The 13,480-nt window shown below is 56.2% G+C and carries 14 protein-coding genes; 6 read left to right on the top strand and 8 right to left on the bottom strand.

The genetic code is table 11. The features are described 5' to 3' along the window. Nucleotides 1-28: 28 nt before the first annotated feature. From WCA10_RS03900 to WCA10_RS03890, 3 genes are all read right to left on the bottom strand, one after another. On the bottom strand, nt 29-982 hold the full coding sequence (locus WCA10_RS03900; RefSeq protein ID WP_472821182.1) for a CBASS cGAMP-activated phospholipase: 954 nt from the start codon (nt 980-982) through the stop codon (nt 29-31). Between the two features lie 247 nt (nt 983-1,229). Beyond that, complete coding sequence (locus WCA10_RS03895; protein ID WP_472821181.1) at nt 1,230-1,724, bottom strand: PIN domain-containing protein; 495 nt, start codon at nt 1,722-1,724, stop codon at nt 1,230-1,232. Between the two features lie 10 nt (nt 1,725-1,734). Further along, entirely contained in the window at nt 1,735-2,991 is a 1,257-nt protein-coding gene (locus WCA10_RS03890) for a helix-turn-helix domain-containing protein (protein ID WP_472821180.1), read from the bottom strand. 155 nt (nt 2,992-3,146) lie between these two features. On the opposite strand from WCA10_RS03890, the gene WCA10_RS03885 reads away from it, so the two are divergent. The 3 genes from WCA10_RS03885 (at nt 3,147) to WCA10_RS03875 (ending at nt 4,937) form a co-directional block, all read left to right on the top strand. Next, nucleotides 3,147-4,286 carry a nucleotidyltransferase domain-containing protein gene (locus tag WCA10_RS03885; protein ID WP_472821179.1) on the top strand — a complete coding sequence of 380 codons (1,140 nt, stop codon included), beginning with the start codon at nt 3,147-3,149 and terminating at the stop codon, nt 4,284-4,286. Next, nucleotides 4,273-4,713 (top strand): type II CBASS E2 protein, encoded by a 441-nt coding sequence (locus WCA10_RS03880; RefSeq protein ID WP_472821178.1) that lies wholly within the window; start codon nt 4,273-4,275, stop codon nt 4,711-4,713. The genes WCA10_RS03885 and WCA10_RS03880 overlap by 14 nt, the downstream gene beginning before the upstream one ends. A 65-nt stretch (nt 4,714-4,778) precedes the next feature. Continuing rightward, nucleotides 4,779-4,937 carry a hypothetical protein gene (locus tag WCA10_RS03875; protein WP_472821177.1) on the top strand — a complete coding sequence of 53 codons (159 nt, stop codon included), beginning with the start codon at nt 4,779-4,781 and terminating at the stop codon, nt 4,935-4,937. A gap of 15 nt (nt 4,938-4,952) precedes the next feature. Here WCA10_RS03875 and WCA10_RS03870 read toward each other — a convergent pair whose 3' ends face one another. The 3 genes from WCA10_RS03870 to WCA10_RS03860 all read right to left on the bottom strand — a co-directional run bounded on the left by WCA10_RS03870 (nt 4,953) and on the right by WCA10_RS03860 (nt 7,394). Continuing rightward, nucleotides 4,953-5,558 carry a siphovirus Gp157 family protein gene (locus WCA10_RS03870; protein WP_472821176.1) on the bottom strand — a complete coding sequence of 202 codons (606 nt, stop codon included), beginning with the start codon at nt 5,556-5,558 and terminating at the stop codon, nt 4,953-4,955. Nucleotides 5,559-5,600: 42 nt separating this feature from the next. Then, entirely contained in the window at nt 5,601-6,059 is a 459-nt protein-coding gene (locus WCA10_RS03865; protein ID WP_472821175.1) for a ribonuclease H family protein, read from the bottom strand. 111 nt (nt 6,060-6,170) lie between these two features. Next, nucleotides 6,171-7,394 (bottom strand): vWA domain-containing protein, encoded by a 1,224-nt coding sequence (locus WCA10_RS03860; protein ID WP_472821174.1) that lies wholly within the window; start codon nt 7,392-7,394, stop codon nt 6,171-6,173. A gap of 412 nt (nt 7,395-7,806) precedes the next feature. Here WCA10_RS03860 and WCA10_RS03855 point away from each other — a divergent pair, with 412 nt between their 5' ends. From WCA10_RS03855 to WCA10_RS03845, 3 genes are all read left to right on the top strand, one after another. Further along, nucleotides 7,807-8,721, top strand: a complete 915-nt coding sequence (locus WCA10_RS03855; RefSeq protein WP_472821173.1) for a DUF5677 domain-containing protein — start codon at nt 7,807-7,809, stop codon at nt 8,719-8,721. Nucleotides 8,722-8,763: 42 nt separating this feature from the next. Then, nucleotides 8,764-9,825 carry a hypothetical protein gene (locus WCA10_RS03850; RefSeq protein WP_472821172.1) on the top strand — a complete coding sequence of 354 codons (1,062 nt, stop codon included), beginning with the start codon at nt 8,764-8,766 and terminating at the stop codon, nt 9,823-9,825. Between the two features lie 215 nt (nt 9,826-10,040). Beyond that, a complete protein-coding gene (locus WCA10_RS03845; RefSeq protein ID WP_472821171.1) occupies nt 10,041-10,805 on the top strand; it encodes a DUF2321 domain-containing protein in 765 nt (254 codons plus the stop codon). A gap of 386 nt (nt 10,806-11,191) precedes the next feature. On the opposite strand, the gene WCA10_RS03840 is transcribed toward WCA10_RS03845, so the two are convergent. Together WCA10_RS03840 and WCA10_RS03835 are read right to left on the bottom strand one after the other, a co-directional pair. Beyond that, entirely contained in the window at nt 11,192-12,127 is a 936-nt protein-coding gene (locus WCA10_RS03840) for a hypothetical protein (RefSeq protein WP_472821170.1), read from the bottom strand. Beyond that, nucleotides 12,124-13,134, bottom strand: a complete 1,011-nt coding sequence (locus tag WCA10_RS03835) for an AAA family ATPase (RefSeq protein ID WP_472821169.1) — start codon at nt 13,132-13,134, stop codon at nt 12,124-12,126. Before WCA10_RS03835 ends, WCA10_RS03840 begins: the two co-directional genes overlap by 4 nt. Nucleotides 13,135-13,480: the final 346 nt, after the last annotated feature.

Raw genomic sequence — 13,480 nt, 5'->3', positions numbered from 1 at the left:
GTTCTCGACTGCCATTCGCAACTCTACTTCACGCGGATTCTTTCGAGCCAGCCAGACTCGCAAATTCGCTCGCTGGTTGCTCAAAGAATGTTGTCTGCAGTTTCGGGAGCCACTGCCGCGCCTCCGCACTGCCCAACCCTTTCAGAGTGGGGATGAGTCGTACATCATCCAGAGTGAATTGCGGCCCCACCACGGGAGAGACGCGAAAGATGTTCTCGCGATTGGTGACCAGGTGCATCGCCATTCCCATTGCTCCCGAGGATTGGCCAAGCATAAACACGTCGACGAATTTACTCGCCCATCCAAGTTTTCCCAAAGATTGTGCTCTGCCCCAGTCAAACCTTAATGGAGTCGAAGTGCATCCGATACTCAGAACCCGTAGCTCATCTGGAGACCATCCAAGAATTCCAATCGCCTCCACAACAGCAATAGCGATAGGGTTATTTGCCCAGGTCCCACCGTCAACCAACGGTATACCGGAAGCCAGCCGATGTGTCGGGAAATACGTCGGCGCCGCGGCGGTCGCCATCGCGACATCCACGGCAGACGCTCTGTAATCAGTTTGGAAGCGGGGATGATGAGCGGTCTTCCAGATGTGCACTTCCGCCTTCGCGAGGTCGAGCGATGGAATTACCAAGCGCCGGGTGCTGTCACCAAGCCTCTTGGTTCCGAATACAGTCTCCAGCGCTTTCCGCAGAGGGAGAGGATCATATTTTGATCGAAACCAGGAACGATACCCTCGGAGTTTCCGAGAGCCGGAGAAAATCGCTGGGCCATGCCCATCATAGAAAGCAAGAATATCCCTGCCGGAAATCTCAAGACCCAAGCCGAGTGCAATGATTCCCCCCGTTGACGTTCCCACAATGAGATCGAAATACCGACCCACGGTCTCAAGACCGAGAGTTTCTTCGACTGCCGCAAGAAATGAGGCAGGAAAGACACCTTTAATTCCGCCACCGTCTATGGCAAGTATCCGTCGCATAGTATTTTCCTGTGCAGGGATCGGCGCTTTCTGAATTGCCGCTTCTGTCGGAGCGCCCGAAACACCTATTTATCGGACCAGTAATGCCTGTATCCGGGAGGTGCAGGCGGCTTTGGTGGTCGTGGGGCCTTTGGCGCTTGAGGCGCACGGGGACCACGGGGCCCTCTCGGCATCCTGGGCGCTTTTGGGTGGCTGAGCGGTCCATTGGGATCGATTCGCAGTTTCCAAGGCATCAATGATCTCCTCCTCAGAGCAAATCGGCAAAAGAATTAATTGAGAGCCGAAACCGGTTGACTTCGAGCGTCGCTTTGATCGCATCCGCTTGTTGCACGGTAATTCTTCCTGCCTTAATGGATCGCAGTATCAATGTCTGGGTATTGATGATTCGCAGTTTCTTGTCTGCGATTGTCCGTTGCCACTTTCTGTCCTTTGACTCGTCCGTGGCGATGGCCCAGCCTCGATTCTCAGCAATCGCTAAACACGCACTTTCTCCTTTTCCGAGAACTTGGCTGTAAATTGCGAACAGGGCTAGTTCCTCCGGCGCATCAAGCCTCACCAACTGAAGTTGGCCATTGCGGAGATGCTGTTCGACAATTTGGCGCAGGTCTGGCCGTTCGATCTCAGCCCAAACATCCTCCGGAATGCAGAGCTTGAACTCCGTGAGCGTCGTAAGGAGATCCATCCTGTCCACCAGTGCGAAATTTATTAAGATACAGGTGTCACACGCGGTATCAGTTCCCATTCTTCAGGCCTCATTGCACCATCGCCGGTCTAGCAGTGTCGTCACTCGCCTCAACCGACGCTATAAAGTCGTACAAATGTTCTGAATTGATCTCGACTACGCTCGCAACTTCCTTCAACTTTGCTTTGCTGATCTCGCCCAGCCGATATGCCTCCAGAGCCAGCATGAACAACTTGTGCTGGAACTGCCCCTCTCTCCGTACCCTCGGAGTATTGGCATCAAGAAAAGATCGACGGAACTCTCGCGCAATTTCGCTTTGCGCTGCAAGTTGCGCACGCTCGTCCTCGGAGACGAGTTTCAGGGATTTTAGACGCCACAATGCGGAATCGTAGCTGACCCCAAAATACGAGGCCAGATGAACGACATCGTAGAACTGCACGGTAGCGAGTGCGGCCTCACGTCTCCGTTGCCCCTGAATGGCTCCCCCTTCTTCGTCGTAAACCTCCTGCACTTGGTGTGAATCCAGGTTCTTTCCAACCCCGGACAGAAACTTGAGAATTCCCGGTTCCGGCATGAGGAACGCCGCTGCAAACGCATTGGCTCTGACTTCCATGACCTCCCCACGATCATTGAGACGGCTGACAGTGCCGCGCTCCTGTCGATCAAACAACAGGTGGCCATATTCGTGGGCGTAGGAGAACGACTGACGTTGCTCGCTATGCCGAGCGTTCACAAGAATGGAGAGACCATTTTGACCGTCCGCGAGAAACAGCCCGGAAATCGAATCGTCGAGCGGCAGAACGCCTACGCGCACGCCTTGACTCTCGATGATCTCGGGCAAATCCTGAACGGGCGCGTTTCCCAGCTTTAACCGGTTCCGTTCATAATCCGCGATGATGTTGCCTTGCTGTATGGCTTCCCATTTGTTGCGGGGCGCCGGCAGCTCATACAAAACCGGCGCAATAAAGCTCCTGTCGGCGCCAGTCAGTTTTTCCAAGGTGGTGAACTGGCGGCACAATCCCGACCACTGCGAGACTGCATGGGTCAGATCCTTATCGTTCGCCAGTTCTGAATCTTTCCGAAACAGTGCGAAAACCGGGCTCTGTTCCTCGTGAAACTCTTCAGAGAAGAGATCCGCTGGATCGAATCCAAGTTCCTTCGAAAGCTTCATCAACTCAATGCTGTCGATCGAGCGGTTGCCCGCTTCCATCTGGACCACCGCAGAACGCGAGATTCCCAACACCCCCGCGATGTCCTCCTGGGTATAACGCCTGCTCTCTCGAACGCACCGCAAGCGTCGGCCGAGATCCTGACGGTCGATATTCATCTGCAGCCTCCAGTACGCCCTATTTCCTTCCATTTCATATGGATAGCATAGAGCGCAAATCGAACACTTGTCAAGTAAAATAACTCTGTGGTAGTTTTAATATCAAACACTGGTAGAAGCCAAGAATTCGCTTCCCCGGGGTGGAGGTTCTGTACATGGCGGTCGCGACAGTTCCATTTGGTCCTAATAAGTACTTTCTGAATCAGCTAGATATGCTTCTCTTTGAAATCTGTGAAGAGTTGCAGCTACCCCCGTATCGACATGACCAGGCCGATGAACGCTACCACGCCGTCAGCGAGGTCCTCGAAGCCGAGGGCAGCCCTCTCAGCCCCTTTCGGCCACGCATCTACCCGCAAGGGTCCATGCGCCTCGGTACCACGGTCCGTCCGATTACCGGGCCTCATGACCTCGACTTCGTTTGCGAGCTGAGCCTCTCCCATGCGCTCGTGGAACCGATCAAACTGCTCCAAGCACTCTATGGCCATTTGAAGCAGCACGGCATCTATCGCGAAATGGTCTCATTGAAGAACCGCTGTGTTCGGATTACCTATGCCAACGAGTTCTACATGGACCTCCTGCCGGCTTGCCAGGATCACGACGCGGGCGGCACCTGCATCCAGGTTCCTGACCGCGACACGAGGTCCTGGAAGGCGAGCGATCCGATTGGTTACGCCAAATGGTTCCGAGGGAAGAGCGCGCTTGCCGTCAGGAAATTTGCGGCTGATAGCGCAGAGCCTTTACCCGCCCTCGAAGCAGTCGAAGACAAATCACCTCTCCAATTGGCTGTACAGCTGATTAAGCGCTGGCGGGACATCCACTACGCCGAAGCTCCCTATCCCGCTCCCATCTCGATCGTACTGACGACCTTGGCCGCTGATGCATATCGAGCGGAACGTTCCGTCAGCGAAGCCATTGCGTCAATCCTGCACGGGATTCTTGAGACTGTCCGCGCAGCCGAGGCTGCAGGGCGCCGCTTGAAGGTTATCAACCCCTCGAACATCCTCGAAGATCTCAGCGAGCGCTGGGACGACGACGAGGAAGCCTATCGTGGCTTTAAGGCAGGCATCCAGCAACTCTCTCGCCGCTGGGATGCCCTCCTCCTGGCCGGCGGGAATCAGAATGCTGAACTTGAACGTCTTTTCGGCGAGCCGGTGAAGACTGTCCTTGAGAAGCGGGCAGAGCGCTTGCATGAATCTCGGTTTGAGAAAAAGCTGAGCGTCACGAGCGCTGGCGTGATCAGCGCCGGCTCTGGAGTCGCACGTATTCCGGTGAACACGTTCCATGGCGCGAAATAGATATCTTCCGCGGACGGCCGTGGGCCTTGCTCTGCAAGGCCACCGACTTCTTGCTGCCCATCCGCAGTTTGAGACCAGGACCAGTTCCCGGCAGCGAGCCGTATGGCGCGGCACATTGCAGCCCACTGAACTCAGTGACGTCTACACGGTCGAAATTGCATACACTCTGGCCCAGCGCCCCGATGTGCATGTGCTCGAGCCGCAACTCAAACTCCACCCAGATCACAAGCGCCTGCCGCACGTGTATCCCGGGAATAGTCTCTGCCTCTATACATTCGGCGAGTGGTATGCAGGATTGTACATTGCAAACACGATCGTGCCCTGGATCTCACTCTGGCTTTTCTTCTACGAAATCTGGCTGGCCACAGGTAGATGGAAAGGGGGAGGTACTCATCCTGACTGGTCACAACATCGTGACGGAGAATAGGCGCGATACCCCACAATGGGTTCAACAAGCAGACGTTGAGTGGAAGAAGACAAGGAGGAAGCAACATGAATGCAGCGGACGTGACACATGGTCTGAAGATTCTCGGCGGCGGAACAAAGATGTGGGTGGGTGTACTTGTGTTCGCCGTCGCTTGTTCAGCAGTCTGTCTTTGGCTCAACGATCCGAAGAATAGACAGAGTCTCAGAGACGGTCTGTTCGCGTGATACCCCATGCCATTTTCAGGCCACTCTCAGATGTGCACCCCGGCGCACCTCCGTCCCTGGGATATGCTCATTACGCATCGCAGCTGCTTTTATTGAGTCAGAATTCGGTCGAGCTTCTTGAATCGATGACTCCAAAGCTTTCGCAAGTTCGTCTGGGAGTAGCGAGACGACTGTTTCCCAGATAACTCCGTCAATCCGCGCGTCAATCCTGCAATAGCACCTCGGCACTGCGGCCTCGTCGGTAATTCGGACTGAATCCTGGCTGTTCTTCTGCGCGCGCAAAGTGAACTGGTAGCCTTCGATCCTTTTGAGGTCGCGGCTGAGCAGGTAGTAGAGCACCATGTTCTTGGTTCGCTCCACCTTGCCGGCTGCGGCCCGGGCCCGGTCAGCAAGCCGCGCGGATTCGCTTCGGCAATACTGTTCTCGGGCTTCCATAATGCGCACAAAGCGGCCGATCCTGTCCACTTTTTCACCGTGTGCTGCACAGAATTGTTGGAACCGGACCGTCAGTTCCTCAGAGGCCTGACCTTCACACTCGATTTGCTCCTGAATTTCTTCAAGGAGCAAATCAAGCTCGGTGTCGATTTCAAACAGAGAGTTCCCTTCCGCAATCGAGGCCATCTGTATATCTCCTTCTCGGACGATCTGAATTCTTCGCCGGCATTATGCCGCTACCTTCTGTTGCAAATAGAGAGAGTGGGCGGCTTCATATGCCAGTTCGTCGGCACGGCTCTGGTCGCGATGCCCGCTGTGACCTTTGATCCACTTCCATCGGATGGGAAGACTTGTGTTCAGCTCGATCAGTTCCGTCCACAATTCGCGGTGCTGCAGTTGGGTTCCGCGCCGGTTTCGCCAGCCTTGGCGCTGCCAGCGGGAGACAAATGCGCGCATTCCATAGATCAGGTATTCGGAGTCTGAGTGCAGCTCGATCCGCGCTCGGCCTTCAACCGACCGAAGCGCCTGGACCGCCGCGACAAGTTCCATCTCGGAGATGGTCGTCCAGGGATGCGTGCCCGACATCTCCCAACGTTCCTTTCCTTGGATTATGACGACACCCCACCCGCCCGGGCCCGGATTGCCGATCGCGGAGCCGTCCGTGAAAATGCGATAGATCTGATCCACAGAGATCCTCCTTCCCGAAAAGGAATTTGGGGCATTCATCGAAAGAAAGTGGGTGAAATCGAGATTTGCGTTTGCCACTGAGGACGCACGGCGAGCTCTCGGCCCTTAAGACTAGGCAGCCTGCATAGGAATGACCGCGCCGAAGGGGGCCTTCTGACTCCCAGTTGAAGCCCACAGGACGGGATACGCGGGAGCGGACTCTGGGAACGAGCCATACAGATCTGTCAGAAAGACGAGGGTCTGCGGCAGAATTCCGTGCTCATCGAGCCAATCAAAACATGGGCCAAATTCGGTGCCGCCGCCTCCCACCGGGTTAAGGTGAACCGGTTGGCCGGAAGCGTATGTCTCCACCTTCTGCACCTCTGAATCGAAGTAGAGAACATGGACACGCTGAGGCCGCTGGCCTTCTAGAATCGAACGCACCTCGGCCTCGAAGAGCCTCAGTTGCCGGGCATTCACAGAACCGGAACAATCGACGGCGATCGCGATCTCCCCAACGCCCTCGCGTATCACTCCTGGCAAGTAGAGACCCGCCCAGACATGGCGACGGTTAGGGCGCATCCAGCTATAGTCAGCCGGTATCGTATCCGACCAGAGCCGGCGTAGCATCTCACGCCAGTCGACCGAAGCCTCGGCCGCACCTTCTAGTGTCCGATCGAGACCGGCCGGAACCTTGCCCGCCTGCCTGGCAACCGTTGTGGCCTGGTTGACCGCCACATTCCACTCTCTCGCCTGTTCTTCGATGGTTGGGGTTTCCTCGTCCGGCGGTGGCGCATCGAGGACCTGGCCAATTCCGCCTTCGGTAACGGGAGCGGAAGGTTCGTTTGAATCACCACCAGGGGGCGTCTCGTCTTTCGATTCCTCCCCCCTTGGCTCTTCGTCTTCACCCTCTTTGCCGGAGTCTTGCTCTGTCTCCGATTCCGATTCAAGGAGGTTGTAGATCTGCTCCGAGCTCAACCCGCGGAAACGGTTGTCGATGAGCACGCCGTCGGGCAGCGAGAGGCCTGCGTCAACGAGCAAGGGATTGATGGCGAAGTCGCAAGCCTGGTTCCAACGTTTCGGATCGCGCCCGGACCGGCGCACGTGATGGTGAAGTGCCGGGTGCATGACCTCGTGAGCCAAGGTTCCGGCCAGGGTCGCCGCGTTCAGGGTTTCAACAAAATCTGGGTTGTAGAAAAGCGACACTCCATCGGTGGCCATCGTTTGAACCGATCGGCACTCGCGCCCTTTCAACCGGAACAGCAGCGAGCCGAAAAAGGGATGGTCCAGGATGAGAGATGTGCGCGCCTTCTGAATGCGCAGTGAGGTTGGTGTCTCATCTGTTACTACAGGCATAATTTGGCCGGACCTCCAATCATAAGCTGGCCGAAAGTGGCGGGTTTCAGTGGCGCCGGTTCGCTAAAGTTCGGGGATTGCAAGGATAAATTGGCCACAAGTTCCGTCTTCCAAACTGAACGTGGCCGCGGGTGCTGAATTGCTCTTCGTGGTACTTACCATGCAATCGGAGAGATTGCCGACGCTGCAGCAGGCTATTTTCTTTATAGCCAGGAGGAATCCGTCGCTCAGAAGCCCCCGCGGGGAGATTGAGAGTGGGACGGCGAACCTTCGGCAAAGGTCAGAGTGGCCGGTTATAGGCCCGCTACGTCGTTTTGGTGCTACCCGATCAGGGCCCGAAGTATCAACAAGTGTATGAAGAAACGCTCAGGTCCAATTACTGGCTTTTTCAGCGGTTGAAGAGAAGGAATTTATGATGGGTAGCATGGCTGCCGGAAACCTTGTACCTGTATTTGCAAATATGGACTTTTGGACTCAAGTCGTCGAACAACATCCCGAGTTCTTCGCGCGGGTTGGGCGCTTGCAGGAAGCCGTCAGGAGCATAGTCGACCCCGCTTATGAAGGGCTCGACGGCGGCCAGCAAATGCATATGAACATGCTGATGTTGACGGCTATCGGTGTGGCCGAGATTGTTACTCTTGTGGGCAACGGAATGGGCCATGGTGCCATGAAGATTGTGCGCGGCGTGATGGAAAACGCGATCAACATGGAGTACATGCGCCAAATCCCAGATCAGGCAGAAAAGTATCTTGAATGGCAGTGGGTTGAACAGCACAAGCTCCACAAGCATCTGGAGGAAAGCTCACCTGCGTTGCATGCGGAAATTCCGCAGGAAAAGCGCGATAGCGATGAAGCAGAGTATCGGCGTGTGCGGCCATTGTTCCAATATCAGGTTCAGACCCGCACCGGTGGAGCTAAGACGAAAATGCAAGACGGCTGGTGCCGGGAAGACCTATTTCATCGAGCTGAGAGAGTCGGCCTGGCGCAGAGCTACAGGACGGTAATGCCTTCGGCAAACCAAATTCTGCATGGCACGATCAGCGGCTGGATTCGAGATCTGGATGAAGTCACGCGGCGAATTGAATATCCTCCCACCCACAAATGGGGCGGCGAAGCACTAATCGCTGCACATATGGCTTTAGTTCAGGCGATTGAGACCGCTTCGCTCGCTCTGAATGCGACGCCGACGCCGAGCCTAGAGACTCTTAAGGAAGACTTTCAAGCCGCATGGGGTGAGAATCCACCCAAAATTTCGGAAGCTGCCGTGCATGCCGAAATCGCCTCCGAGCCTATCGAGGATGATGAGGACGGCGAAGAGTCGGAGTAACGTATAGGCCGAAAGACGGCGGCGGGCATTAGCATTTACTTCATGCCTCTAAATTTCGGCAATCCTGATTTCTTCAGCGAAATGGTCCTTCGGCGATCCATCGCGGGTCATCGCAGTCAGGTGCATGTCCTGCTCCATCCCACGAACGGACAGGATGCAGTTGATGAGGGTGCGGTCGCGAACCTTGAGCCTTTCTCTATTGGAGATATCCTCTGGCTTTGTCGTCTACCGGATGAGCTGCGAGATGCCGTTTTTAGGGCATGCGAAGCGCGGGGCGATCCACCTGAAGAAGCGTATGGGAATCCAGGACAGCTTTATTGCGTGGCACTCTTCATGGGGCCGATTCTTGAAGGCACGATAGCAAGTTGGGACGGATACGGATATATCACTAAGTTCGTGAACTATTCGCAACTGCTGCACCCGACATCGATCGGATTCGGCAACACTGCTATCCTGTATTTCGATGATAAGGGCAAGCTCCTTCAGGCCGCACCGGGGCCTTGCAGAGGGTTCGCTGAACACGCTTTTGTTGTGCCTGACACAAGGAATTGGCTTTCGCAAGCAGAGTGCGAGACAGCTAAAGAGCTCTTCCACAATGCAAAGCTTGAAGATCTCCCAGACCGGGTCTCGCGGGCACATTGGAGTGTCCAGCACGCGGCATATCAGTATTTCTTCGAAGTCAGGACGATGCTCGTTGCTTCGGCACTGGATGCGCTGATTCACGTTAGGAACGAACGGCAAGGCATCGGTACCAGCCAGCAGTTCATCGATCGAGTCCGGCTATTAGCTGGAGATCTCGGGCTTTCATTTAGCGATGATGATGCCAAGGGGCTATGGGACCATCGCTCTGATGTGGTGCATGGTCGTGACCCTTGGCTTTCTGTGAGGGATCCTAACGATCCGCGGTGGCAGATACCGCCGATACGAAAAAGTGACCCGATGGTTCGCCGCTACCTCGCTGCGGAAGAGATTCTGAGGAAAGCCATTCTCAGGTGCCTTACAGATTCGGTGTTCGCTTCTCATTTCGATTCTGACAGCACTGTAAAGGCGAAATATCCTTTAATCCCAAGGCCTAGGCCGTCGCGTCTAAGAAGAAGGCCTTGACGATGATTTAGATTGAATAACCAGATGCGTACTGCTACGGTGCGCGCCATGAAACAGCGGATTCAAAAACGCTCACAAGCAGCGCAGTTATGGGCATAAAGGTCTGGTCATGCGTTTGCGGCCTCAGTTTCGCGCCTGAGTTTAGCCATGATCTGAGCAGATGCGAGTTCAAATCGGATTTCTGGTCGATAAAATGATTGCTAGAGGCCCGAGTGATGAGCAGCAGCCCAAGCATCAAGGTTGTAATCATTCAAAGTGTCCTGCGCGGGTCGGGTAATTCGACGATTTTGCAGGAAGTTGCCACGGTTCACATCAATGACCGGGAGCTTCGTGTCTACGCACCACCGACCGCTTCCGGAAAAGCGATTGATTGGGCACCTCACTTCACGGCGCGGCGGCAGGGCGGATATTTTTCCGAAGAGGATTTGCAGGACCAGCATAAGGCTTGGGCTATTAAGGCGGCCAAGGAAGCACTTGAAAGTGAGGCCCGCGACAAGAGCTTAGCCGAGGGAATGCATCCCGATGGCATTCATTGCAGCGCACAGGTATGCAAACAGGGGCACATCCAGCACTGTGACGGCATGCCGTTTGAGGCCGGAGCGCACTGTACCAAATGCGGATCGTCGTGCATCCATGAGTGCCCACATTGCAAAGAGCCGATTCACGGTGCGCAGGCCTACGGGGACACGAGCCTCTATGTGCTTCCGAACTTCTGCCACGGGTGCGGTCGGGCGTATCCGTGGATGGAGGACAAGCTTCAAACTGCACGCCGTCTGCTCGACCACGACGAAAGGCTCAGCTACGAGGATCGAGAGGAACTGTGGAGCGACCTTCAATATGTAATGTCCGACCCGAAGGCACCCCTCGTGGCCGCAAAGAAGAAGCTCATTGAAATCAACCTCGGCAAGGCTGGCGCTGTGGTTAAGGACGTTTTCACTGACATCGTCGCGAAGACGACAGCCGAGATGTTCAAGCCGTAGGGGCGGACCATGAGCACCGTAGAGATAAACCGTGACCGTCGCCGACTGCGATCACGTCCTGTTCCCCCTCCGAACGGTGGTGTGAATGTCGTGCCAGGAGAGGTATACAGCATCCAATTGGCCGGTATCGGCAGAGTCTTCGGATGGAAGTATGTTGTTTGGGCTATGCGCAGGGGGTCGCTTTCCTGGATCACAAGCGGTGTTTAGGGCGTGTCGTCGGCAATGCTGACCTTTGAAATATCTTCGCCCGAGACCTCGTTCGTTTGCATCTACCATGCGATATTCTTCCTGACCGGGCGATGGCTGAATCAGAATTTAAAGACAGCCGGAATTACAACCATAAACTAGCCATTCATGCCAATTTATGGTTGTAGTGACATCATCTCTCATGCCGCCGCTGGCGCCTCCATGTACGCGGACATGCGGCTGAAGATGTCATCGGCGCTCGGCCCTTCAGCGGGTTCTGCCGCCTGGCGGCCGCGCAACAGGCCATCCATTTCTGCGACGATGTTGGCCGCGTCGGCCGCTGTGGTGACACGTAGCAGGCCGTGCTTCTTGAGGTCCTGAGCCGAGTAGTTGCACAGCCGCTCTTTGACTTGCTCCGCAAAGCGGTTGAGGTCCGCGTCGTCATTGACGTTGAGCCGCGGCAGGATCTCCACCAGATCCAGGACATTGGTGACCAGCGAGCCGTGGAAGCGCGACTCCGGTTCGTTCAGCCGGTCGACCATGTGGGCGACCACCTCGCGCAGCCGCTTCCAGAGGTCTTCTGTTCCGCGCATCAACGATTCGCGGACATTGGCATCGATCTCGCGCGAGACCCGCGCCTGCTCCTCGGCCGACATCTGGACGCGGAAGTCCGCGCCAGACGGGATGGGCAGCACTTCGAGCTTGACGCCGAACTTCTTCCGCAGCTTTTCCGCCGACGGGTAGTCTTCCTCCCGGAAGAGCCCGTTCAACTCCGGCCTGACCTGCTCGATGTACTGGGGATAAACCCGAAGAAAGCTTTCCACTCCCTGCTCGAAGCCGGCCTCGAACTCGCGCATCCGCGCCATGAGATCGAAGTAGAAGTTCGCCGGCAAGAGCCGGAACCCTTCGTCGGACCAGGGCAGAGTGATCTTGTAGAAATGCTGCCGGATCTGCCCGGCCAGCGTGCGTAGCTCTTCCAGTTTGTCTGCGCCGCGCAGCAGTTGCTTGTTGTAGCGGCCCGCGCCCTGGTGCGCACCGTGCTGATCGGCGACATCGCGGCTGACCTTGCGGTCATGTTTGACGGCCGTCCAGATACTGATGTGGACGGCGGCGAGCATTGCGCGTTCTGTAATCATTGAATGACCTCCCGGTATTCCACTCCGAAGCGAACGAACTCCGGAGTGTGGGTTATGGCGGTGTCCCGCGCCGCCGCATCGCGCATGGCCATTACCCGCATCTCAGTTGGCATCCGGTCGAGATACGCGATTCCTCTCCCTACCGAGGTGTCGCTCAAAGCCCTGCCCAGGGCGGTAGCAATGGCGATTTGCGCGGAAGGCTCCGTCGGAAGCGGCGCCGTCGTGGGGTTCAGAAGGATTTCGTCGATCGAAGGCAACTGGCGAAACAGCCGAATGAAAGCGACAAGTTCCGAAGCCGCTGCCGGCCCCACCGTTCCATCCAGGAGCTGCGCCTCAAACTCGCTGGCCCCCGAAAGAAATTGCGTCTTCTGATGACGGGCGATACCGCAGAGCACCTGTGACGCCATCTCCCAGGAGCGCGGAGTGGGCCAGGCGTTGGCGTCTGAGGTCGTGTCGGCCGTGTGCAGAAGTTCTGGCTTGAAGCGGAGGAAGGCGATGATCTCAGGCCGGACCATAGCCTTGACCGCCCACCCGCACCAGTCGTCGAGATCCGGTTCAAGGTCCAGATGCACAAACCGGTTGCGCAACGGTCGCGGCATTGCGAAATGAACGCCACGCTCCGATGCTGGATTCCCGGCCGCGATGACCACCCATCCTTCGGGCAGCGCATATTCCCCCAGTTTGCGGTCCAGCACCAGCTGATAACAGCCCGCCTGTGTCATCTGGGGCGCAGAGGTCAATTCATCAAGAAAGAGAATGCCTTTGCCTGTGGTGGGAAGAAACTTGGGTGGGACCCATTCGGTCTGGTCTTCGGCGATTCGGGGCAGTCCCCGGAGATCGACCGGGTCAAGCTGCACGGCGCGCACGTCAAGAAAGTCATAGTCGAGATCGTTCGCGACCTGTGCAACGATCTGCGACTTCCCGACTCCGCATGCGCCCCAGATGTGCAGAGGCACACTTTCGCCAATGAGCGCGTGGAGCGCCTCATAAAGTCTTGATGGTTTCATGGAGTATCCTCGATAGGTTGGAAATGTGCGGAAACGAACTTGTGGTCAAGTACGAAGACGGGCTGGAATGTAGTGAGCTTCCGGGTTGGACGATCCACCCGGAATGCGCAGCTTGACCCCCAGATGAACTAGATGAGCGCCTCGGGATCGTCAACCCAGGATCATGCCTAGGCAGATCGGCGAACTTGGGGACTTATCGGACTTTAATGAGAGCCTTGGCGGTTTCTCGTCAGCCAGGATCGGACTGGCAGCGGCCGTCATTGGACTGATGAATAAAGGACGAGGGTTCAGCGCACCCTCGCTTTAGGAAATGTTAGCCATGACTGAATCCATAAATGGAGCTTCA

It is taken from the genome of Occallatibacter sp., from assembly GCF_049582745.1.
Lineage (GTDB): Bacteria > Acidobacteriota > Terriglobia > Terriglobales > Acidobacteriaceae > Telmatobacter.
This window is presented reverse-complemented; position numbering and strand designations above follow the sequence as displayed.

Coding starts and splice junctions, on each gene's coding strand:
- WCA10_RS03900 (WP_472821182.1), bottom strand. CDS start 982: ATGCGACGGATACTTGCCATAGACGGTGGCGGAATTAAAGGTGTCTTT.
- WCA10_RS03895 (WP_472821181.1), bottom strand. CDS start 1,724: ATGGGAACTGATACCGCGTGTGACACCTGTATCTTAATAAATTTCGCA.
- WCA10_RS03890 (WP_472821180.1), bottom strand. CDS start 2,991: ATGAATATCGACCGTCAGGATCTCGGCCGACGCTTGCGGTGCGTTCGA.
- WCA10_RS03885 (WP_472821179.1), top strand. CDS start 3,147: ATGGCGGTCGCGACAGTTCCATTTGGTCCTAATAAGTACTTTCTGAAT.
- WCA10_RS03880 (WP_472821178.1), top strand. CDS start 4,273: ATGGCGCGAAATAGATATCTTCCGCGGACGGCCGTGGGCCTTGCTCTG.
- WCA10_RS03875 (WP_472821177.1), top strand. CDS start 4,779: ATGAATGCAGCGGACGTGACACATGGTCTGAAGATTCTCGGCGGCGGA.
- WCA10_RS03870 (WP_472821176.1), bottom strand. CDS start 5,558: ATGGCCTCGATTGCGGAAGGGAACTCTCTGTTTGAAATCGACACCGAG.
- WCA10_RS03860 (WP_472821174.1), bottom strand. CDS start 7,394: ATGCCTGTAGTAACAGATGAGACACCAACCTCACTGCGCATTCAGAAG.
- WCA10_RS03855 (WP_472821173.1), top strand. CDS start 7,807: ATGATGGGTAGCATGGCTGCCGGAAACCTTGTACCTGTATTTGCAAAT.
- WCA10_RS03850 (WP_472821172.1), top strand. CDS start 8,764: ATGCCTCTAAATTTCGGCAATCCTGATTTCTTCAGCGAAATGGTCCTT.
- WCA10_RS03845 (WP_472821171.1), top strand. CDS start 10,041: ATGAGCAGCAGCCCAAGCATCAAGGTTGTAATCATTCAAAGTGTCCTG.
- WCA10_RS03840 (WP_472821170.1), bottom strand. CDS start 12,127: ATGATTACAGAACGCGCAATGCTCGCCGCCGTCCACATCAGTATCTGG.
- WCA10_RS03835 (WP_472821169.1), bottom strand. CDS start 13,134: ATGAAACCATCAAGACTTTATGAGGCGCTCCACGCGCTCATTGGCGAA.